At 73.4% G+C, this 21,109-nt stretch carries 18 protein-coding genes; 12 read left to right on the top strand and 6 right to left on the bottom strand.

The window, feature by feature from the left end; genetic code table 11:
* The first annotated feature begins 42 nt into the window (after window positions 1–42).
* Both ABT129_RS04140 and ABT129_RS04145 read left to right on the top strand, forming a co-directional pair.
* Complete coding sequence (locus ABT129_RS04140) at window positions 43–1,248, top strand: S8 family peptidase (protein ID WP_351896266.1); 1,206 nt, start codon at window positions 43–45, stop codon at window positions 1,246–1,248.
* Window positions 1,249–1,369: 121 nt separating this feature from the next.
* Window positions 1,370–2,161: a YqjF family protein gene (locus ABT129_RS04145; RefSeq protein ID WP_351896269.1), complete on the top strand. Its 792-nt coding sequence runs from the start codon at window positions 1,370–1,372 to the stop codon at window positions 2,159–2,161.
* Window positions 2,162–2,217: 56 nt separating this feature from the next.
* Here the strand turns inward: ABT129_RS04145 and ABT129_RS04150 are convergent, their stop codons facing one another.
* Entirely contained in the window at window positions 2,218–2,676 is a 459-nt protein-coding gene (locus ABT129_RS04150; protein WP_351896271.1) for an SRPBCC family protein, read from the bottom strand.
* A gap of 381 nt (window positions 2,677–3,057) precedes the next feature.
* Between ABT129_RS04150 and thpR the strand changes: the two genes are divergently transcribed.
* The 9 genes from thpR (at window position 3,058) to ABT129_RS04195 (ending at window position 12,553) form a co-directional block, all read left to right on the top strand.
* Complete coding sequence (thpR, locus tag ABT129_RS04155; protein WP_351896273.1) at window positions 3,058–3,675, top strand: RNA 2',3'-cyclic phosphodiesterase; 618 nt, start codon at window positions 3,058–3,060, stop codon at window positions 3,673–3,675.
* Window positions 3,676–3,743: 68 nt separating this feature from the next.
* Window positions 3,744–4,436, top strand: coding sequence for a 4a-hydroxytetrahydrobiopterin dehydratase family protein (locus ABT129_RS04160; protein WP_351896276.1), 693 nt, complete (start codon window positions 3,744–3,746; stop codon window positions 4,434–4,436).
* An 82-nt stretch (window positions 4,437–4,518) separates the two neighbouring features.
* Entirely contained in the window at window positions 4,519–5,436 is a 918-nt protein-coding gene (gene bla, locus ABT129_RS04165) for a class A beta-lactamase (RefSeq protein ID WP_351896278.1), read from the top strand.
* A gap of 506 nt (window positions 5,437–5,942) precedes the next feature.
* Window positions 5,943–6,386: a DUF3995 domain-containing protein gene (locus ABT129_RS04170; RefSeq protein ID WP_351896280.1), complete on the top strand. Its 444-nt coding sequence runs from the start codon at window positions 5,943–5,945 to the stop codon at window positions 6,384–6,386.
* Window positions 6,373–6,885, top strand: a complete 513-nt coding sequence (locus ABT129_RS04175) for an RNA polymerase sigma factor (RefSeq protein WP_351896283.1) — start codon at window positions 6,373–6,375, stop codon at window positions 6,883–6,885. Before ABT129_RS04170 ends, ABT129_RS04175 begins: the two co-directional genes overlap by 14 nt.
* The gene (locus tag ABT129_RS04180) at window positions 6,882–7,448 is read left to right on the top strand and encodes a hypothetical protein (RefSeq protein ID WP_351896285.1); all 567 of its coding nucleotides are present in this window, start codon (window positions 6,882–6,884) and stop codon (window positions 7,446–7,448) included. The genes ABT129_RS04175 and ABT129_RS04180 overlap by 4 nt, the downstream gene beginning before the upstream one ends.
* 345 nt (window positions 7,449–7,793) lie before the next feature.
* Complete coding sequence (locus ABT129_RS04185) at window positions 7,794–9,584, top strand: NAD-binding protein (RefSeq protein ID WP_351896522.1); 1,791 nt, start codon at window positions 7,794–7,796, stop codon at window positions 9,582–9,584.
* Window positions 9,585–9,760: 176 nt separating this feature from the next.
* Window positions 9,761–11,071, top strand: coding sequence for a hypothetical protein (locus ABT129_RS04190; RefSeq protein WP_351896287.1), 1,311 nt, complete (start codon window positions 9,761–9,763; stop codon window positions 11,069–11,071).
* A 171-nt stretch (window positions 11,072–11,242) separates the two neighbouring features.
* On the top strand, window positions 11,243–12,553 hold the full coding sequence (locus tag ABT129_RS04195) for a phytase (RefSeq protein ID WP_351896289.1): 1,311 nt from the start codon (window positions 11,243–11,245) through the stop codon (window positions 12,551–12,553).
* Between the two features lie 89 nt (window positions 12,554–12,642).
* On the opposite strand, the gene ABT129_RS04200 is transcribed toward ABT129_RS04195, so the two are convergent.
* From ABT129_RS04200 to ABT129_RS04220, 5 genes are read right to left on the bottom strand one after another with little or no spacing between them, the layout of a single operon-like run.
* Window positions 12,643–15,624: a hypothetical protein gene (locus ABT129_RS04200; protein ID WP_351896292.1), complete on the bottom strand. Its 2,982-nt coding sequence runs from the start codon at window positions 15,622–15,624 to the stop codon at window positions 12,643–12,645.
* Window positions 15,621–16,742, bottom strand: coding sequence for an ATP-binding protein (locus ABT129_RS04205; RefSeq protein WP_351896294.1), 1,122 nt, complete (start codon window positions 16,740–16,742; stop codon window positions 15,621–15,623). Before ABT129_RS04205 ends, ABT129_RS04200 begins: the two co-directional genes overlap by 4 nt.
* Before the next feature lie 11 nt (window positions 16,743–16,753).
* Window positions 16,754–18,103: a VWA domain-containing protein gene (locus ABT129_RS04210; protein ID WP_351896296.1), complete on the bottom strand. Its 1,350-nt coding sequence runs from the start codon at window positions 18,101–18,103 to the stop codon at window positions 16,754–16,756.
* A complete protein-coding gene (locus ABT129_RS04215) occupies window positions 18,100–19,494 on the bottom strand; it encodes a hypothetical protein (RefSeq protein WP_351896299.1) in 1,395 nt (464 codons plus the stop codon). The genes ABT129_RS04210 and ABT129_RS04215 overlap by 4 nt, the downstream gene beginning before the upstream one ends.
* Window positions 19,494–19,997 carry a hypothetical protein gene (locus ABT129_RS04220; RefSeq protein WP_351896301.1) on the bottom strand — a complete coding sequence of 168 codons (504 nt, stop codon included), beginning with the start codon at window positions 19,995–19,997 and terminating at the stop codon, window positions 19,494–19,496. Before ABT129_RS04220 ends, ABT129_RS04215 begins: the two co-directional genes overlap by 1 nt.
* Window positions 19,998–20,264: 267 nt before the next feature.
* Here ABT129_RS04220 and ABT129_RS04225 point away from each other — a divergent pair, with 267 nt between their 5' ends.
* Window positions 20,265–21,002, top strand: a complete 738-nt coding sequence (locus ABT129_RS04225) for a hypothetical protein (protein ID WP_351896303.1) — start codon at window positions 20,265–20,267, stop codon at window positions 21,000–21,002.
* Window positions 21,003–21,109 lie beyond the last annotated feature (107 nt).

Here is a 21,109-nt window from a genome sequence, read left to right on the forward strand (position 1 = left end):
GTTTGACGCCCCACACGTCAACACGAGGAGAGAACCACCTTCATGGCAACTCACAAGCGATCCAACGGACTTCGCAACGCGGCCATAGCCACTGGTACCGCAGCCGCGGCCGCCGCCGTACTGCTGGCGGGGAACCTCGCCGGCGCGGCCGCCCCCGCCGAAGGCACCGTGCACGGACTCGGCGCCCCGGGCGCCGTGTCCGGCAGCTTCGTCGTGATCCTCGACGCATCCGCGAACAAGGCGGACCTCGCGAAGAAGTACGGCGGCACCCTCGAGCGCGCCTACGGCTCGAAGGTCAACGGCTTCTCGGCGTCCGGCCTGTCCGTCGAGGAGGCCAAGCGACTCGCGGCCGACCCCGCCGTCGGGACGGTCGTGCAGAACAAGCGCTTCCGCATCAACGAGACGCAGGAGCAGCCCCCGTCCTGGGGCCTGGACCGGATCGACCAGGCCGAGGCGGCGGGCGACCAGAAGTACACGTACCCGGACAACGGCGGTGAGGGCGTGACCGCGTACGTCATCGACACCGGGGTCCGGATCTCGCACCAGGACTTCGGCGGCCGGGCGGCCCACGGCTTCGACGCCGTGGACAACGACAACACCGCCGACGACGGCAACGGCCACGGCACCCACGTGGCCGGCACCATCGCCGGCACGGCCCACGGAGTCGCCAAGAAGGCCAAGGTCGTCGCCGTGCGCGTCCTCGACGACAACGGCTCCGGCACCACCGAACAGGTCGTGGCGGGCATCGACTGGGTCACCCAGAACCACTCCGGGCCCTCCGTGGCGAACATGAGCCTCGGCGGCGGCGCCGACGAGGCGCTGGACGCGGCGGTCAAGCGGGCGATCGCCTCCGGCGTGACCTTCGCGGTGGCGGCCGGCAACGAGTCCTCCGACGCCGGCCAGGGCTCGCCGTCCCGAGTGCCCGAGGCGCTCACCGTGGCGTCCAGCACGAAGGACGACGAGCAGTCGAGCTTCTCGAACTTCGGCGCGGTGGTCGACCTGTACGCCCCCGGCTCGGACATCACCTCGGCCTGGAACGACAGCGACACCGGGGTGAAGACGATCTCCGGTACGTCGATGGCCAGCCCGCACGTGGCGGGGGCAGCGGTTCTGTACCTGGCCGCCAATCCGTCGGCGACGCCGGCCGACACGGCCACCGCGCTGACGGGGGCGGCCACCGCGGACGCCATCAAGAACCCCGCGTCCGGCACCGCGAACAAGCTGCTCAAGGTGGGCGTGACCCCGTAGTCGCCCGGCACCTCCGTCCGGCCCGGCATCCGTGCCGCCGGCCGGCCCGGTGAGCAACGCAAGGTGTGGCCCCCACAGCGGTGGGGGCCACACGCGCGTGCCGATGCCGGATAATGCAGAGATGTCGCAGACGCCGCCCGCTGTGCAGCCCGAACCGATATCGGCCGACCCACCGCACCGCACGGACCGCACCCTGCTCACCCAGTCGTGGCTCGACCTCGCGTTCGTCCACTGGGCCGTGGATCCCGCCGCCGTGGCCCCGCTCCTGCCCGCCGGCACCGTCCCCGACACCCACGACGGGGTCACGTACGTGGGCCTCGTCGCCTTCCGGATGCACCGGGTCGGCTGGTTCCGTCTTCCCGGCCTGCCCTACTTCGGCACCTTCCCCGAGACCAACGTCCGGCTCTACTCCGTGGACGCCCACGGGCGCCGAGGCGTCGTCTTCCGCTCCCTCGACGCCTCCCGCCTGATCCCCGTGACCGTGGGCCGGTGGGCGTTCGGGCTGCCGTACGTCTGGTCGCGGATGAGCATCCGGAGCGACGGCTCCACCGTGACGTACGCCAGCAGACGGCGGTGGCCCGGCCCCCGGGGGGCGCACAGCGCGCTCAGCGTCGACGTCGGCGAGCGGATCGAGGAGCCGACGGCGCTGGAACACTTCCTGACCGCCCGCTGGGGCATGCACAGCTCGTTCCTCGGGCGGCCGCTCTACCTTCCGAACACCCACCCCCGCTGGCCCCTGCACCGCGCCCGGCTCCTCGCCTGCGACGAGTCCCTGCTCGCCGCAGCCGGCCTGGACGGGCCCCTCGGCCCGCCCGTGAGCGTGCTCTACTCCCCCGGCGTCCCGGTCCGCTTCAGCGGCCCGCCGCCACGACCGCGCGGCGAGCCGGTTGCACAACCGCGTGACGGCGCCTAGCGCCGCTCCGCCCCAGAGGGGCGAGCGGGCTCACGGGGGGAGGCGACCGGCCGGGCTCAGCGGGCGGCGATCGCGGTCTCGGCCGCCGCCTTGATGCGGGAGCCGAAGCCTTCGGCGTCCTTGCGGGCGGCCGAGAGCGCCAGGCCGACGAGGAGCTTGCCGACGCCGTGGCCCTCCAGCGCGTTGTAGAAGCGGACCCTGGTCCGGCCGCCGGCGAGGGGCTCCAGGTCGTAGCCGCCCTCCCGGGCCGTCACGAGGTTCTTGGACACCTCGGCCCACCGGAGTTTCACCGGCGCCTCCAGCGCCGTGACGCGGATCTCCCTGCCGGTCTTCATCCCGGCGTCCTTGACGGTGCTCCGGAAGACGGTGCCCACGGCGGTCGGGGTGTCGGGGACCCGCTCGATCCTCAGCACCCGGGGGCTGAACTGGGGGTCGTTGCGCCCGTCGGCGAGGTAGGCGAACACGTCCTCGACCGGCCTGTCGATCTCGAACGTCGTCTCGAACTGTCCTGTCATCGCGCACCTCTGATCGGTCGATCCGCGTAGCGGCATCACGACCCTACGTGACCGCCCCGGGCAGCGCCCGCCGAGCATCGCCGACGGTCGGGTGGGGGGACCGAGGGAACGCGGGTGTCCCCCGGCCGTGGCAACGGCTCGGACGCCGCGTACCCTCACAGCGGAACCGGGGAGGAAAGCCCAGGTCCGGCGGACGCGGACACGGGTGTCGGCGTCGGGACGGGCGCGGACGCGGATACCCGATTCGGTGCGGACGCCCGCGTGACGGTGTGACCGTGTGCGCGTGTGACGGTGTGCGGGTGTGACCGTGTGACGGTGTGCGGGTGTGACCGTGTGCGGGTGTGGCGGTGTGGCGGTGTGACGGCGAGCAAGGAACGGAACATGACTCAGGCGCGCGGGCAGCGGACGGAGCCCGGTGGGGACGACCGGGACCGGGCGGCGACCGTCCGCGTGTTCATCGCGCTCGCCCCGCCCGACGACGCGAAGCACGAACTGGAGCGGGCACTGGGCCCCGCGTACGACGCGTACCCCCGCATGCGCTGGAACCGCATCGAGGACTGGCACATCACCCTGGCGTTCCTCGGAGAGCTCCCGGTGGGGACCGTGCCTCTCCTGCGGCCGCCGCTCGCGGATCTCGCCGCCTCGCGCCGCCCCGTCGAGCTGGCGCTGCGGGGCGGTGGGCACTTCGACGAGCGGGTGCTGTGGAGCGGGATCGACGGGGACCTCGAAGGACTGCACGCGCTCGCCGCCGGTGTCCGCGCCGTGGTCGAGGAGTGCGGCGTCCCCTTCGAGGACCGGCCGCTGCGCCCCCATCTGACCCTGGCCCGCGCCCGCCGCGACGATCCGTCCAGCGTGGTGGAGGTGGCGGCGGGACTCGCCGGGTTCTCCGGCAGCCGCTGGCGGGCCGGACGGCTCCATCTGGTCGGCAGCGACTTCGGCCGTGGCCCCGGGCCGATCCGGTACCGCGACATCGAGTCCTGGACGTTCGGCGGACGCTGACGCCCTGTCCGCCCTCGATTCTCCGATGCCGGGCCGTCCCGGACGTCGAGGCTGCGAGGATGCCCGGCATGGAGACGAAACTGAACGGTTCGCGGGCATCGGAAGCGGTCGCCGACCTGGGCTGGCGCTTTCTGCTGGGCAGCCTGCGGACGGCGGTGCCGGTGGGCTCCCCGGCGCGGGCGATCGAGGTGGCGGCGCGCGCGGTCGCGGTCTGCGGTGACGAGGCCGAGGGGCATCTGATCATCGACGTGCGACCCCGGCGGGTCCTGCTCGTCCTGCAGTCCTCGGCGCACGCGGGGGTCACCACCCGTGACGTCGACCTCGCGCACCAGATCTCCACCGCCCTGCGCGGCCTCGGGCTGAGAACCGAGCCCGAGATCGCCACGGGGGCGCCGCGCTCGGTCCAGCTCCTGGAGCTGGCGATTGACGCGCTCGACATCGCCGGGATCCGGCCGTTCTGGAAAGCGGTCCTCGGGTACGCGGACGAGGCGGGCGCCGAAGGCCCCCGCGATCCGATCGTCGATCCGCTCGGGCAGGGCCCGGCGATCTGGTTCCAGCAAATGGACGCCCCGCGCCCGCAGCGCAATCGCATCCACCTCGACCTCAGCCTTCCGCACGACGAGGCGCTGTCGAGGATCGGCGAGGCGCTGGCCGCCGGCGGCCGGCTCGTGTCCGAGGAGCGGGCGCCGGCCTTCTGGGTACTCGCCGACCGCGAGGGCAACGAGGTCTGTGTCACCACCTGGCAGGGGCGGGACGGCTGATACGAAAGGGGCCTCGGCGAAACCGGGCGGGTGTCACGGCGCGTGTTTCCCGGTGCAGTGATCGCTTCGGAAGGGAACCGCCTTGCCCCTCGCACACTTCGGCCCGTCCCGTCGTACCGCACTCGCGCTCGGCGCCGCCGCCGCGCTCTCGTTCGCCTCGCCCCTCGGCGGTACGGCGTACGCCGCCGCCCCGGGCGGTGAGGGTCTCGTCGCGCGGCTGCGGGAGCTGGAGCGGCGGCACTCCGCACGGCTGGGGGTCTTCGCCCACGACGTGCGGACCGGGCGCTCGGTGGCGTACCGCGCCGACGAGCGGTTCCCGATGTGTTCGGTGTTCAAGACCCTCGCCGTCGCGGCCGTGCTGCGCGACCTCGACCACGACGGCTGGTTCCTGGCCCGGCGCATCCGGTACACGGCGGCGGACGTCGCGCGTTCGGGGTACTCCCCCAGGACCGAGCTGCCCGAGAACCTCGCCCACGGGATGACCGTCGCCGAGCTCTGCGAGGCGACCCTCCGCTACAGCGACAACACCGCCGCGAACCTGCTGCTCCGGGAGCTGGGCGGGCCGACCGTGATCACCCGGTTCGCCCGTTCGGTCGGCGACCGCACGACCCGGCTCGACCGCTGGGAGCCGGAGCTGAACTCGGCCGAGCCGTGGCGCGAGACGGACACCAGCACTCCTCGCGCGATCGGCCGGACCTATGGGCGGCTCCTGCTCGGTGGCGCGCTCCCGCGTCCGGACCGGGAGCGGCTCACCACCTGGATGCTGGCCAACACCACGAGTGGCGAGCGGTTCCGCAAGGGACTGCCCGCCGACTGGCTCCTCGCCGACAAGACCGGCGGCGGACGGTACGGCGGCAACAACGACGCGGGCGTCACCTGGCCACCGGACGGAGGCCCGATCGTGCTCACCGTGATGAGCACGCGGTTCGCGGAGGACGCGGCGCCGGTCGACCCGCTGGTGGCCGGGGCGGCCGCTCTGGTGGCCGCCGAACTCGGCTGAACCACGGGTGCCGAACCCCGGGACGGAAACCGCTCGAATAAATGGGTTGAGCGGCGGCCCGGGCCTTCCTAGGCTGTGGGCACACGCTGAAAGGAGGTGATCCGAGAACATGGTTTCTTTTCGGATTCGTGAGGTGACTGCGGGCTAACGGCCTGCCGTCGCACACTCTGTGCACCTCGGCAGGCCACCTGCCGAAAACCACGCAGTCACCCGACCCGTGGGCCGCCGGCACATCCGGTCGGCTCCCGTCCGAACTCGAGCGGACGGGACCAAGGCCCACGGGTCGTCCGCGTTCCCGGCCACTCCCGCACCGGGCCGACGTGAAGCTCCGGCCGAGGTCGACGCAAGGCTCCCGTAGAGGTCGATGCGGGGCTCCCGCGGAGGTCTATGTGAGGCTCCCGCGGAGGTCGATGTGAGGCGGGTCACAGGGAACCTTCGGGCGGTACGGCTCCTCCTTGGGGTGTCGGCGCGCTGCGGCGCCGGCCTCGGAACGGAGGGGGATCCCCATGGCGGTCGTCGACATCGAGCGGCCTCGCACGATCACGGGCGGGCGCGCCGTCGCCGCGCTGCTCGCCGTCCTCGCGCTGGTGCACCTCTACTGGGCCACGGGGCTGACCTGGCCCGCCGCCGACGAGCGGGCGTTGTCGCTGGCCGTCCTCGGCGGTGTCGTGTCCTTCGGTCCCGCCGTCGTCCTGCCGCTCGCGGCCGTCGAGGGGTGCGCCGCGCTCGCCGTCGCGGTCCACGCGCGTGGGAGCGGCCGTCGGCGCGGCCTCCCGCGCCTGGTCACGGCCGCCGTCGCCGTGGGAATGCTGCTCCGCGGGGCGGTCGGGCTGGTGTGGATCGTCGTCGGCAGGGACGGCTCGGGGGCGGCCTTCCCCTGGCTGAACGCCCTGGTCTACACACCCCTGTGCCTGGTCTTCGGACGGGCGGCCCTGCGTGCCGCCCGCTGACCCCCTCGACCGGGGGGTCGCGCTCGTCCGGGCCGCCCGGCGCGGCGACACCCTGGCCCTGCACGACCTGCTGGACCACCTCACCCCGTACATCGCCCGGATCTGCCGGCCGATCGCACTGGACGACGGCCCGGACGCCACGCAGGAGGCGCTGGTCGCCGTCTTCACCTCGCTGGGCTCGCTCCGGGAGCCGCGGACGCTCTACGCGTGGGTGCGGGCGATCTCCGTACGGGAGGCGGTGCGGGTGGCGAAGCGGGCGGGACGGGCCCGGCCGGCCGAGCTCGCCGACGTACCCGAGCGGGGTGATCCACAGCTCGCCGCGGACATCGACGACGTCCTTGCACGGCTGTCGCCCGCGCACCGGGCCGTCCTCGTGCTGCGGGACGTCGAGGGGATGGACGAGGAGTCCGCGGCGGCGCTGCTCGGCGTACCGCCCGGCACGGCGAAGTCCCGGCTGCACCGGGCCCGGCAGAGCTTCCGAAAGGCGTGGTCCGCGTGAACGAGGACAGGGCCGGGCGACCGGCGGAGGAGATTGCGGCGGGCGAGGCGGGCACGGCGGCCGACGCGGACACGGCGCATGGCTCGGCCGCCGCGGCCACCGCCGCCGGCCCCGACGCTGCGGACACGGTCGCGCTCGACGACGTGCGGCGGCTGCGTGTGATGGTCGCCGGGGTCCGGGGCGCCGCGCTCGTCGAGCGGGTGCTACCCGTGCCCCTCCCCCGGGTCTGGCGGGTGATGGGGGACCTGGAGGGCGGCTTCGGGGAGTTCCAGCCGGACATGCGGTCGGTCCGGGTCCTGCGGCGCGAAGGTGAGCGGGTGGAGGCCCTCGCCCGCAGCCGCTTCGGGCTGCGGGCGCACTTCCACGGCGTGCTGCGCCCCGGCTGGTGCTGGTTGCAGAGCCGGTTCCTGGTCATCGGGATGGCGGCGGTGGACGAGGGCGGGCACACCCGGGTCGCGCTCACCGGTGGCGTACGGGTCCCCGGGCGCGCCGCCCTCGTCCCGTTCGGGGCGCGGCGCGAGCTGGAGGAGGCCTTGGCACGACTCGCCGCGCGGGTCTCCTGACGGCCGGCGGCGAGCGGTCGGCCGCCCGATGGGACGGCGTGGCGCGTCGCGAAGGGCACCCGATGGGACGGCGTGGCGCGTCGCGGAGGGCACCGGCGCCCTTCTCATGACGCCTCCTCCGTAAGGAAGTTGGGTGCTGACACCCATGCCGAACCGCCCGTTCAGCTGGAAGGGTGGGGGCGCCGTCGCCGACCGGGAGCGGCACCGGGACCGGTCGGCGGCCGAGGGAGCGGGACCGGTCAGCCTCCAGAGGAGCCGACCATGTCCGTCGTACCCCGGCCGGTGACGCGTCAGCGGACCGGCGGCCCCGGGCGGGGCGCCGAACCCGCGCCCCAGACCGGGCACATGGTCGTCTGCGGGGACGACGCGCTCGCACACCGCATCGCCGCCGAACTCGCCGAGGTGTACCGGCAGAACGTGGTCCTCGTCGCGCCCGCCGGCGGCGGACCGGACGCCTCCGGGTCGCGCGTGCGGGTCCAGCACGGCGACCGGACCCCTCCGGACGAGCCGACCCTGGCCGAGGCGGGGGTACGGCGCGCCCAGGCGCTGGCCCTGCTCTACGAGGACGACGAGGTCAACCTGCGGGCCGCGTTCCTGGCCCGCCGGCTCAACCCGCACATCCGGCTGGTCCTGCGGATGTACAACCGCAACCTCGGCCGCCGTATGACCGAACTCCTCGACCAGGCCCGCGTTCAGGGGCCGGCCGCCGACGAGGGGCGCGACGCCACCACGATCGTCCTGTCCGACGCGGACACCGCCGCCCCCGCGCTCGCCGCCACCGCCGTCGTGGGAACCCGCAAGGTCGTCCAGGCCGACGGACTGCTGCTGCGCGCCGCCGAGCGGATCCCCGGCGGTCCCGGCGAGGCGGCCGACCCCGGCCTCGTCACGCTGGCCCTGCTGTCGTCGACGAGGAGCGACCCCGCGGGCGCGGACGGCTCGGACCGCAGCGGACGGCTGGCTCCCCGGCTGCTGCCCGACGACGCGGAGGTGGAGGCGGCGGCCGGGCACGGCACCGTCGTCCTGGAGGCCGTGAGCCACGAACCCGTGCGGCCACGGCGCCGGGAGAGCCGGGGCGCCTCGCCCCGCGAACTCCTCTCCCCTCGGGTGCGGTGGGCGCTCGCCGGCGTCTGCGCGGCGGTCGTCGCGCTCACCGTCACCTCCGCCGTGACCACCGGGGACCACCTCCTGCACGCCGCGTACGTCACCCTCCTCGACCTGTTCGCGATCGGCGACCCGGCGATCGGCGAGCCCACCGCCCGCCAGGTCCTCCAGCTCCTGGCCGGTCTCCTCGGCCTCGCCCTGCTGCCCCTGCTGATCGCCGGGGCCCTCGAAGCGCTCGGCGCCTACCGCAGCGCCGCAGCCCTGCGGCGGCCGCCCCGGGGGCTGAGCGGACACGTCGTCCTCCTCGGCCTGGGGCGGGTCGGCACCCGGGTCCTGGTCCGGCTCCACGAACTCGGCGTGCCCGTGGTGTGCGTGGAGGACGATCCCGAGGCCCGGGGCGTCGCCCACGCCCGCACCCTGCGCGTCCCGGTCGTCCTGGGCGACGTCACGCAGGAGGGGGTGTTGGAGGCGGCCAAGGTCCACCGCGCCCGTGCGCTGCTCGCCCTCACCAGTGCCGACACCACCAACCTGGAAGCCGTCCTGTACGCGCGCACCCTCAACCCGGACCTGCTCGTGGCCCTGCGCCTGTACGACGACGACTTCGCCTCCACCGTCTACCGCACCCTGCGCGCGGCCCACCCGGACGCCCTCACCCGGAGCCGCAGCGTGTCGACGCTCGCCGCTCCCGCCTTCGCCACCGCGATGATGGGCCGCCAGATCCTGGGAGCGATCGCGGTCGAACGCCGTGTCCTGGTCTTCGCCGCGCTCGACATCGCCGGGCAGCCGCAGTTCGAGGGGAGAACGGTCGCGGAGGCCTTCCGTCCCGGCGCGTGGCGGATCGTCGCGCTCGACACGGGCGGGACGGGCCCCGAGGAGGACGCCGAGGGCACCGAAGCACCCGGACTCCTCTGGGACCTCCACCCGGGTTACGTGCTCCACCCCGGCGACCGCGTCGTGGTCGCGGCCACCCGCGCGGGCCTGGCCGAACTGCTCGACCGGACGGGGGCGACACCGGAGCCACGGCCGCAGGGGTGACCGGGCCCGCCGGGGGGAGGCACGCCGGACGAATGGGGCGCTCCCTCGCGGCACTTGCCTGACGTGGCTCCTCGGAGAGCCGTACAGTAAATCGATCTTGCGTTCGCACTCCAGTCGTGGTCATATGTCATGTCTTTCTCATGATCATTGCTTTGGGGGTAGAAATGACCAGAGGCATGGACCGTCGTTCCATCATCCGCGGAATGGCGACGGCCGGGGTGGGCGCCGCCGCGGGCGCCGTGGCGATGGGGAGCACCCCGGCGTACGCCGCGGGTTCCGGGGACGACCCGTACAGCGTCGACGTCATCAGCAAGGGTGCCGACCCGACGGGTGCCACCGCGAGCGACGCCGCCTTCCGCGCGGCCGCCGCCGAGGTGCTGGCCTCGTTCCAGCCCGGACCGATCTCGGGGGCCATCCCGAAGAAGGTGCTGGTCATCCCGCCCGGCACCTATCTCCTGACCCAGCCGGACTCGCTCCTGCCGAACGTCAACGGCGAGGGCAACGGCGGCATCGTCGACGGTGTGACCATCACCGGCTACGGCAAGCGGCTGTCGCGGATCGTGTACTCGCCCGCGGCGAACGACACGACGCTGTGGACGAACTACCAGCGCTACAAGAACATCCGGATCTCCGGCCTGACGTTCACCAGCACCAACGCCACGTCCAGCTTCAACTACGCCTACTCGTCGGCCGATTACGGCGTCCAGGACACCTGGTACACCGACGTCGAATGGCGCGGCAGCTGGAAGCGCGGCATCGGCCTGGACGGGCCCGCCACCACGTCCAACCTGAACAGCGAGATGGGCTGGGACCACTGTCAGGTCGGCGGCTCGTACTCCGACGCGTTCCTCGTCATGGGGATGACGCCGGCCGCGACGCAGCAGGACCAGTTCCTCAACTACTGGTTCCGCGACTGCAAGGTGGAGTACCAGTCCGGGGTGTTCGTGAAGAACAACCGGGGCGGCTCGATGAACTTCGTCGGCGGCTCCTACATCCTCACCGACGCCGCGTCGACCGGTACGTTCTTCCAGCTCACCGCCGACGCCACCACCCGCGCGGACTCCGTCGCGCGGCTGTACGCGCAGGGCATCCGGTTCGAGCTGCGCGGTGTCGGCCACAAGGTGATCGACTCGCAGTGGTACAAGGGCACCATCACCTTCGTGTCGTGCGACGACACCGCGCTGAGCTTCAAGTCCTGGGCTCCGGACGCGGTGACGCACGTGTACGACTTCAACGCCAACGGCGCCCGGGGTCCGATGGTGCGTTACGAGGACTGCGGCCTCATGGGCTCGCACAAGGTGACGACGGGGTCCACCGCGACCACGAGCGGCAAGGTGCTGTACGACGGTTGCCGGTTCATCGACATGTCGACCGCGACCGGGACGACCGGGTTCCTCCGCTGGACCGGTTCCGCCGCGCCCCGGTACGAGATGCGCGACTGTCTCATCGGCGCGAACTACCTCGCGGACGTGAAGAACCCCGCCTGATCACGGACGGGACGACAGGGGCGCGGGCCGCGACACGAGTCGCGGCCCGCGCCGTCGTTCACCGTGCGTACACCTGGACTTCGGGTCTCCGGTCGGACGGTGGCGCCCTGCCGACACGGAGGGGCACCACGCTCACGCAGGACGTACAAGCCCCCTGCTGAGGAGACCTGCGTGACGCGACCCACCACCGCCCGCTCTCTCGTGCTCGTCGTGAGCACGGCGCTCGCGGCCGCGGCCCTGGCCGTACCGGCGCAGGCCCACCACCGCGGCTCCGGCGCCCCGCTGCCCGCCGTGACGCCCCGCGCCGAGACGCCGGTGCTGCACGACGACGACGCGGGCGGCAACGCCGACGCGGACGACCCGGCGATCTGGCGCAACGCCGCCGCCCCCGGCCGCAGTCTCGTCATAGCGACCGCCAAGGAGGGCGGGCTGCGCGTCTACGACCTGGACGCGCGACCGGTCCAGTCGATCGCCGCGCCGCCTGCCGAGGCTCCGGACGACGCCCCGGGCCGGTTCAACAACGTGGACCTCGTGCACGGCCTGCGTCTCTCCTCGGGGCGCGCCGACCTGGCCGTGACCAGCGACCGCGGCCACGACCGGCTGCGGTTCTACCGGATCGACCGCGACCGCGCGGGCGGCCCGCTCACCGACGTCACCGACCCGGCCGCGCCGGCCGTCTTCTCCCGGGACCAGGCCGAGATCAACGACCAGCGGACCGCGTACGGCCTCGCGACCTGGACGGACCCGGCGTCCGGGAAGTCCTTCGCCGTGGTCAGCCGTCGCGAGCGGACCAGCATCGCCCTGCTCGAACTGCTCCCGTCGGCGGGCGGCAAGGTCACGTACCGCACGGTCCGGACCCTGGACCTGCCGTCCGCCTTCCGGCTCCCCGACGGCACGTCGTGGACTCCCTGCGCCGAGCCCGGCGAGCTGCCGCAGGTCGAGGGCATGGTCGTCGACCCCGCCAACGGCACCCTCTACGCCGGTCAGGAGGACATCGGCATCTGGCGCCTGCGGGCCGACCTCACCGGCACCCCGAAACTGCTCGACAAGGTCCGGGAGTTCGGTGTCCCCGGGACCTACGACGAGGAGACCGAGGAGTGCGCCCCGGGCGCCGATCCCGGCTACGGCGGGACCCGGATCTCCGCGGACGTCGAGGGTCTGACGCTGGTCACCGAGTCCGGCGGCGACGGGTACCTGCTCGCCTCCAGCCAGGGCGACAACACGTTCGCCGCCTACGACCGGGAGCTCGCGGACCGCAACGAGTACGAGGGCGGCTTCCGGGTCGCGCCCGCCGGCGGGTCCCTCGACGGGTCCGAGGAGTGCGACGGCGCGGCGGCGCTGAACGCGCCCCTCGGCTCCAGGTACCCGCGCGGGCTCCTCGTCGTCCAGGACGGGCACGACACCCCCGGGGACGGCGACCGTCCCTCGACCGGCTTCAAGTTCGTCGACCTCGGCACCGTCCTGGACGCCCTCGACGACTGATCACCGCCTCGGCCGCGATCCCCCTCCGGCCGCCGGGTCCTCGGATCCGGCGGCCGGAGGACTGTACGGGCCGCCGCCGGTGCCCGGGTTCACCCGGTGGTGAGGAGCGCCGCCACCGCCTCGGCGGTCGCCGGGTGGCGCACCGTCAGGGACGGCCCACCGGACGGCGGGGCGGCCGGGGCCCAGGGGGCCCCGCAGCCCAGGAGCTCCGCCAGCGCGTCACAGGTGACCCGGTGGGCGGCGAGCAGTGTCGCGCCCGTCGGGCCGGCGCCCGGACCGTCCGCCTCGGACGCCCAGGTGTCCGTACGGCCCAGCAGGTCCGCGACCGCGTCACAGGTCTCCGGGTGCAGGGGAAGGAGCACCGCACCCCGCGGCGCCGTGGGCACCGGGGGCCGTTGTGCCGCGGGCTGCTCCCGCCACGGCGGGACCCAGGCGTCCAGGGCCGTGAGCCGGGCCGGGAAGATCCGCCCCGCCTCACGGACGAGCAGCGGGGCCGTGGCGGCCCCGTTCGACCGCAGGGTGACGATGAGGTTCGGCAGCCACGGGAGCAGCACGCTGTCCGGCAGCCGTCCGAAGGCGTTCGACACGGCCTCCACCACCACGTCCGCGAGCCCCGGCACCGGCTCCAGGGCGTGGACGAAGCCGCTCAGGTAGCGCGGGTAGGAGGGCACCACCAGGGGGTTGCCGAGGAGTTCGTCGCAGCGGCCGCGCAGCTCGCTCCGGGAGAGCGTGCCGAGCTGGACCTGCGCCGCCCAGAGCAGCGCCGTCTTCGCCGGGTCCTTCGGATGGGACTGGGCGACCGCGAGTTCCAGCTGGGTCCGGTCGCAGCCGAGGGACAGGGCCAGGCTCTCCATGCCGAACAGGAAGCCGAGCATCGCCGCCACCTGGCCGACGGTCGCGTCCTCGTCGCGGAACGCCGTCGGCAGCAGCGTGCAGTAGTGCGCGTAACCGGTTCGGACGAAGGACTCGATCCAGGGCGGAAGGACCGGTTCGCTGGTGCGGTAGTAGGCCAGGAGGCCCCGTGCCCGGCGGAGTACCTCCGGCGCACCGTCCACCGTGCGCTCGCCCGCCAGGACGTCGAGGGCCCGGGTGCCCAGCTCGTCCGGGAGGCGGCGGCCGCCGAGGTGGAGGAGGGCGTCCTCGACGGCCCCGAGGACCTCCGCCGTGGTGGCCCGCGGTCCGTACGCGGTGCGGCGCAGGCGCTGTTCGAGCACCTGCTCCAGGCTCACGCCCTCGTAGCCGAGTTCGATGAGGGCGCGCTGGTGGGTGCCGAGGGAGAGGTCCCACGACTCCTGGATCGACCGCTCGCCGAGCTTGCGCTCCCCCATGACGGGGCGGGCCGCGCCGGGCGGCAGCAGCCGGCGCAGCATCCACAGGACGTCCGAGCAGGCGCGCAGCTCGGGCCGGGACGCCATGTCGAGCAGGGCTCGCCGTACTCCGCGCTGCTGGAGGTTCAGCTCCAGGGGCGCCAGCCGGTCGTGGACGTCCCGGGCGAGGGGTGGCAGCGCGTCGTAGCCGACCTGCCCGATCCGGTCGCCGCCCATCATGATCTCGACGAGTCGGCGCACGTCCCGCCGGCCGGGGACGGTGTCCTTCTCGATGCAGGTGACCGCCGCGTCCTGGAATTCGTACGGGGTGGGCCTGGCCCGGTCCCGCAGGGCCGCGAGCAGGATCGAGGTCTCGAAGACGGCGATCGCGTCGGCGGTGGAGGCGAGGTAGCCGCCGCGGCGGGCGGCGCGGACGATGTCCACGGACCAGCCGAGGAGTTCTGCCTCGTCGAGGGCGTGGAGGGCCGGGGGCCGCTGGAGGAAGCCGGAGAGCCGGTCCTCGGTGGGTGCGGGTGCCGGCGTGGGTGTGGCCGGTGCCGTCGCCTTCGTGGCGCGCGGCTTCCTCGTACCGGCCTGTCCTTCCAGGCGGTAGGGCCGCACGCGGGTGCGCTTGAGGTTCTTGGCCCACTCGGCCGCGGCGATGGACACGGAGCCGGAGGCGAGGCCGAACTGGGCCTCGATCGCCGCGTGGCTGGACGGGATCAGGCCGTACTGCCAGGTCGTGGCGGTGCGCGGGGAGATGGCGAAGCCACCCGTCCCGTGGACGCCGAACTCCTCGACGCGGCTGGCGGCGTGGAAGGCGCCGCACACGTAGAGGCAGTCCGCCGGGTCGGTGCCGGTCGCGGCCAGGTGTTCGCGCATCCGGGTCCACATGTGGCGCTCGCGGTCCTCGTCGACGCGGACCCGCTCCCCGTGCCCCGGGGCGAGCCTCCGGAAGAGGCTGCCGATGAGGAACATGACCTGGCGGTAGGTGTCGTGGTCGCTGTCGCCGAGGGGGACCTCCACGTACTGGTGCCACCACTCCGACCAGTGCCGCACCTTGCCGTGGCGCAGCAGGTGCTCCTCCAGCTCGGCGAAGCGCGGGCGCAGGTCGCCGATCTCGACGCCGACGGCCTCCCCGTGGAGGGCGGCCTCGGGTTCGGTCCCGGCCGTGGGCGCCTCGCCCTCTGCCGGGGAGGGCTCGCCCTCGGGCGTGCGCCGGGTGTCCCACTGGAAGACGTGGTCGGAGGAGCGGTCGACGAGGACGAGTTCGACGCCGGGGGTGTCGAGGGCGTACGCGATGGCCTGGTACTCGGCGGAGGCCTCGGTGATCGGGGCGACGACGGACAGCGGCGCCCAGTCGGGCGGGAAGCCGTCGATGTCGCCGGCGAAGGCCTGCACCGCGACCGGCAGCCGGCAGTTCCGCAGTTCGGTGAGGAGCGGCGCCATGTCCTCGCACAGCTCCAGGTACACGACCTTGGGCTGCTTCTCGCGCAGCCGGCGGGCCATGGCGAGGGCGGAGGCGGGCGAGTGGTGACAGACGGGGAAGATCTCCAGCGGTTCGGCGGCGGCGCGGTCGACGTCGTCGACCAGGCCGAGGAGGATGCCTTCCAGGGCGTCCTGCCCGCCGGAGAACTCCGCGGCCGCTTCGTGGAGTTGCCCGCGCAGGGCGGCGAAGGGCGCGCCCGTGGTCCGCCGGGAAGCGGCGGACGGCTCGGCGCTGGGCTGCTCGGGGGCGGCGGGCTGGTCCGGGGTGGTGCTCATGAGAGCTTCGCGATCGCTTCGCGGCCGCCGTCCAGGAACTCGGGCCAGGCGCCGCCCTCTTCCTTGCCGCGCGGTTCGACGACGCCGTGCAGGTACTTGTTGAGGATGGCGAGGTCCTCGGGTTCGCGACGGGCGAGGGTGCCGACCAGCGAGGCGGCGAGGGCGCGGGCGGTCAGGGTGCGCTCGCCGAAGAAGTCGCTGTGCAGGACGGCGTCCTCCAGGACGCCGATCTGCTCGGCGGTGGAGAGGGCGGACTCCAGCTTCTCGTCGTCGCCGCCGGCCGCGGCGGCCGAGGCCCGCAGGTCGGCGAAGCTCTGGAGGAGGACGTCGAGGAGGGTGGGCGGTACGTCCAGCTCGATCGCGTGGCGGCGCAGCAGCTCCTCGGTGCGGAAGCGGACGATCTCCGCCTCGCTCTTCTTGTTCGTGACGACCGGGATGCGGACGAAGTTGAACCGGCGCTTGAGCGCGGAGGAGAGGTCGTTGACGCCCCGGTCGCGGCTGTTGGCGGTGGCGATGACCGAGAAGCCGGGCTTGGCGAAGACGATGTTCTCGCCGTCGGCGCCCGCGAGTTCGGGGACCGAGATGTACTTCTCGGAGAGGATCGAGATGAGGGCGTCCTGGACGTCGCTGGTGGAGCGGGTGAGCTCCTCGAAGCGGCCGATGGTGCCGGTCTCCATCGCCGTCATGATCGGCGAGGGGATCATGGACTCGCGGGACTGGCCCTTGGCGATGACCATGGACACGTTCCAGGAGTACTTGATGTGGTCCTCGGTGGTGCCCGCGGTGCCCTGGACGACCTGGGTGGAGTTGCGGCTGATCGCGGCGGAGAGGAGTTCGGCGAGCCAGCTCTTGCCGGTGCCGGGGTCGCCGATGAGGAGCAGGCCTCGGTCGGAGGCGAGGGTGACGATGGAGCGCTCGACGAAGCTGCGGTCGCCGAACCACTTCTGGGACACCTCCCGGTCGAGGCCGTCGGCGCGCTCGGAGCCGAGGACGAACAGCCGGACCATCTTCGGGGAGAGGCGCCAGGAGAACGGCTTGGGGCTGTCGTCGATCGACTCCAGCCAGTCGAGCTCCTCGGCGTACTTGATCTCGGCGGGGGCGCGGAGCAGGTCGGACATGCGAGGGCCTTTCAGGTGAGGAAGGTCTTGAGTTCGTGGACGAGCTTGTCGATGTGGCCGGAGACCACCGGGGTGCCGAGCGCCTTGAACCGCTCCCGGAACCAGGGGTTGACCTCCTGGCGGCCGGAGCTGGTCACCGAGCCGACGGGGATGAACCGCACGCCGGACCGGTGGACGGCCTCGATGCCCTCGAAGAGGGGCTGCGAGCGGTCGAACTCGTAGAAGTCGGAGATCCACACCATGACGGTGTTCTTCGGCTCGGCGATCTTCGGCCGGGCCATCGCCATGGCCACCGGTCCGTCGTTGCCGCCGCCGAGGTTGGTGCGGAGGAGCACGTCGAAGGGGTCGTGCACCCAGGGGGTGAGGTCGATCGCGCGGGTGTCGTACGCGATGAGGTGGACGTCCACCTTCGGCAGCCCGGCGAAGATCGAGGCGAGGATGGTGCAGTTGACCATCGAGTCGACCATGGAGCCCGACTGGTCCACGACGACGATCAGCCGCTGGGGCGTGGTCCGGCGGACGGTGTGCCGGTAGTAGAGGCGGTCGACGTAGAGCCGCTCCTCCTCGGGGCTCCAGTTGGTGAGGTTCTTCCAGATGGTCCGGTCGAGGTCGAGGTTGCGGAAGACCCGCTTGGGCGGGACCGAGCGGTCCAGCTCTCCGACTGTGGCCTTCTCCACCTGGGTACGGAGTACCTGGGCGACCTCGTCGACGTAGCGCCGGATGAGGGACTTGGCGTTGGCCAGGGCGATGCCGGACAGGTTTCCCTTGTCGCGCAGGAGTTGTTCGATCAGCGACATGCTGGGGGTGAGCCGGGCGGCCAGCGCGGGATCGGCCAGTACCTCGCGCAGCCGCATGCGGCGGACCAGGTCGGCCTCGACGGCGCCGAGTTCCGGTCCGAGGCCGCCGCCGACGTCGGCCGGCCCGGCGCCCCGGCCGCCGGGCGGGCGGCCGAGCGCCCGCTCCAGCCGGCTCGCGTCGGACTGCCAGCGGGCGAGCTGTCCGGCGGAGACCTCTCCCGATCCGGTGGAGAAGACGTTGAGCAGCAGCTTGGAGGCGAGTGCGGCGCGGCGCACCTCGGCCGCCCGGTCCCGGGCGCCGTCCGGGTCGGGCTCCGGGGTCATGAGCCCGTCGAACTCGTCGGCGAGTTCGGGGTGGCGCTGGACGACGGAGTCGACGGACGTCCCCGGGTCGAGCAGCGCCGACGGCAGACCGATGTCCTCGACGACGGCGAGGCTCGCCGCTTCCAGGGCGGCCTGTTCCTCGGAGTCGAAGAGCCGGGCGAGGAGGCGCCAGTAGAGGACCTGGCGGCGGTTGTCGTCGGCGGTGTCGGCGTGCGCGTCCGCGGCCGTGGCGTCGGTCATGGGCGCAGCAGCTTTCCGGCTCGTTCGCGCAGGACGGCGACGGTGTCCGTGGCCGCCTTCTCCGCGCGTGCGCCCGCCTTGTCGGTGGTGCCTCCGGCCCACGCGCCCGCGTGGACGGCGGTGGTCCGCTTCCGGACGGTCGTCTCGACGGCGAGCGGCTGGAGGACGAACTCCCCCGCGTCCCAGCGGAGCAGGCCCAGGCACGCGCCGGACGCGGCGACCGCCTCCGGGGTGAGCGGTCCGGCGACGGGTACGCGGTCGGTGTCGACGGCGAGCCGGTGTCCGGCGAGTGCGAAGGTCAGCGGCCCGCCGTCCTGATGCTCCGCCGTGTACCCCTCCAGGAGGACGGGGACGGCGATCCGGGCGGGGTGGCGGTCCAGCGGGGCGGTCACCGGGTCGGTCGCGGTGGACAGGACGACCCGGGCGGTGGCGAACGGGTCCGCCTGCTCGCCCGTACGCGCCCGGTCGTCGTCCCAGACGAGGTCGCCCTCGGCGGTGAGGGGCATGGCGTCGAGCTCCATGGCGCGGCCCTCCCCCGCGGCGGCGAGCAGCGACATGTGCGGGCGGAGCAGCTGCCACAGGCCCGCGCCGACGACGGTGTCCGGCTTGGGCGCGGACACGGCGGCCCGCACCAGGCGCGGCGCCGTGCCGTCGGCGGGTTCGAGCACCGCGTGGACCTGGGCCTGTACGGCGGTCGCGTGCTCCTGCACGTCGACGCCGAGCGGCAGCAGGCGGCCGGTCGCGGGGGACGGGGCGGGGGGCCGGGCGGCGCCCGGCAGGGTGAGGAGCAGGGCGCGCGTCCACAGGTCGGCCCAGCGGCGCACCGGGAAGAGATCCCGTGTGGCGCCCGGGCAGGACGCGGCGAGTTCGGCCGCGAAGCCGTCGAGCAGGGTCGCCTGCCGGCGCAGCCTCGGGTCCGGCAGCAGGGCGGAGACCACCGGAGCGGCGCCGGCGACGAGATCGTGGTCGATGCCCCTCCAGCCGGCCCGGGCGAGGTCGCACAGCCAGGCGCGGGCTCCGGCGAGCACGTTGGCGCCGGGCTCGTCCGTGGCGGGGCCGGGGGCCGCCCGATCGGCGCGCGGCCGGCCGGTGATGTCCGCGACGCGGTCCGTGAGGGCGTCGTGCACGGAGCCCATGAGGGCGGTGCGGGCGGCGGCGAGGGCGACGAGGTGGTCCTCGCCGGCGGCGCCGGCCGCGGCCTTGTCGGCCGCCTCGGCGACCAGGGAGGCCAGCGGTGTCCCGGCGACGGCGCCCGCGAGCGCCGCCAGGCCGGCGGCCTGGGCGGGCTGCGGTCGGAGCAGTCCGGAGACGAGGATCCGGTCGAAGGCGTCGACGGCGGACAGGGCCTCGTCGAGTCCCTCGACGGCGTCGGTGAGCAGATCCGTACGCATCAGGCGGCCGTCCTCGTCGGCGGGAACCACTGCATCTCGGGCAGCGGCGCGGTGGTCGGCTCCAGTTCGAGATAGGCGAGGTGCCGCAGGAAGCGGCTGAACACCGGGGCGGCGGCCGAGGTGTCGCCCTGCTCGGGCCGTGTGGCGGTCATGAGCGCGACGATCGTGTGGGCGTCGGGCTCCGCGTCCTGCGGGTCGGCCTTCAGATAGCGGGCGACGCGCTCGGCTCCGTACTGGAGGACGGCCTCGGCGACGAGTGCCCGGATGTGGTTGCAGAACGTGCCGCGCGCGCCGCCGCAGGGGCGGTTGTTGTTGGTGCTGCAGGCGAACGCGTACGTCCCGGCCGCGATCGACGACACGTACACGCGTGCCGCGTCGGAGCCGCTGGACACGACTCCCTGCAAGCGTCCGTCGGCCAGCTCGACGAACGGCACCTTGGCGAGTTTCCGCGGTCGCGCGGGCGGGACCACCCGCGCCGTACTCGACGTCTCCCAGACCGGCAACGTACCTCTCCCAACACGTCGAAGGGGTGTTCTCGCCGCTGCGGCGAGAACAAGATCGAACCTAGCCCCGCCCACTGACAACGGCCCCGGCCGGGGCGGGGACGGACCGCGACGGAACAGCCGCTCCGCGTAAGGGAACGGGAACGGCGACGGGCCGAACAAGCGGCGGACGGAGCCGCCGGCCGGCGTGATCGGGGAATCGGTGATGGCGGATCAACGGTGGTTGCTAGCCTTGCGGAACCTCGTCCGATGACCATGGGAGTTCTAGTGAGTGAGGGGCCCGCCCAGGACCTGATGGGCACGGTGCGTCGGATCGACTCGCTGTTGGACCGCATGGGACTGCACCGTCACGACGTGTTGCGCGTGGAGGGCGAGGGCGGGCTCTCGTACGCCTCCGGGGTCGCCGTGGAGGAGGTGCGGGAACTGCTGCGCGGTGAGGGGTCCGCCGGGGCCGGGCACGAGGCGGACGTGGTCGAGGCCCGCCACCGGCGCGTCGTCGAGCGGATCCTGTTCCTGCGCGCGACGCGCCTGCGCGAGGCCGCGGACGGCAGCAGGCGCCCCCACTCCCTGGCGGAGATAGCGGCCGGCGCGGGAACGAGCGCGCAGTGGCTCGACAAGATGATCAAGACGGGCCGTGCTCCGAACCTCGACCACGCCTCCGGGATCGCCGGGTTCTTCGGCGAGCGGATCGAGTTCCTCGTCGCCGAGCCGGCCGAGGCGCTGGACCGCGTCCTCCAGCAGATCCACAAGGACCTGCTGGAGCGGACCGTGGAGCGCCAGGACCAGGACCTTCGGCGCCTGCGCACCACGGGTCCCGCGAGTGAGGTGGATCCCTCGCTCGGCGTCGTCGCGTACGCCGCCCGGGCCCTGGCCGACGTACCGGACGACACGGCTCAGCCTCTGATCGCCCTGATCGAATCCGTCGCGCGGCGCTCCCGGGAGGAGCGTGCCCGGGAGGTCCGCGCCGCTCTTGACACGGCGTTGGTGCACAATGACGTCGACTGATCGCTGCGGCGTGGACATGACGACTCCCGTGCGGTAACTCACAGGTATCGATGCATGGGGCCGTGCATCCGGGACGAGGGACGGGTGGCACGGGGTGGGGGTCTCGC

It is taken from the genome of Streptomyces sp. NPDC002057 (assembly GCF_040296665.1).
Classification (GTDB): Bacteria; Actinomycetota; Actinomycetes; order Streptomycetales; family Streptomycetaceae; genus Streptomyces.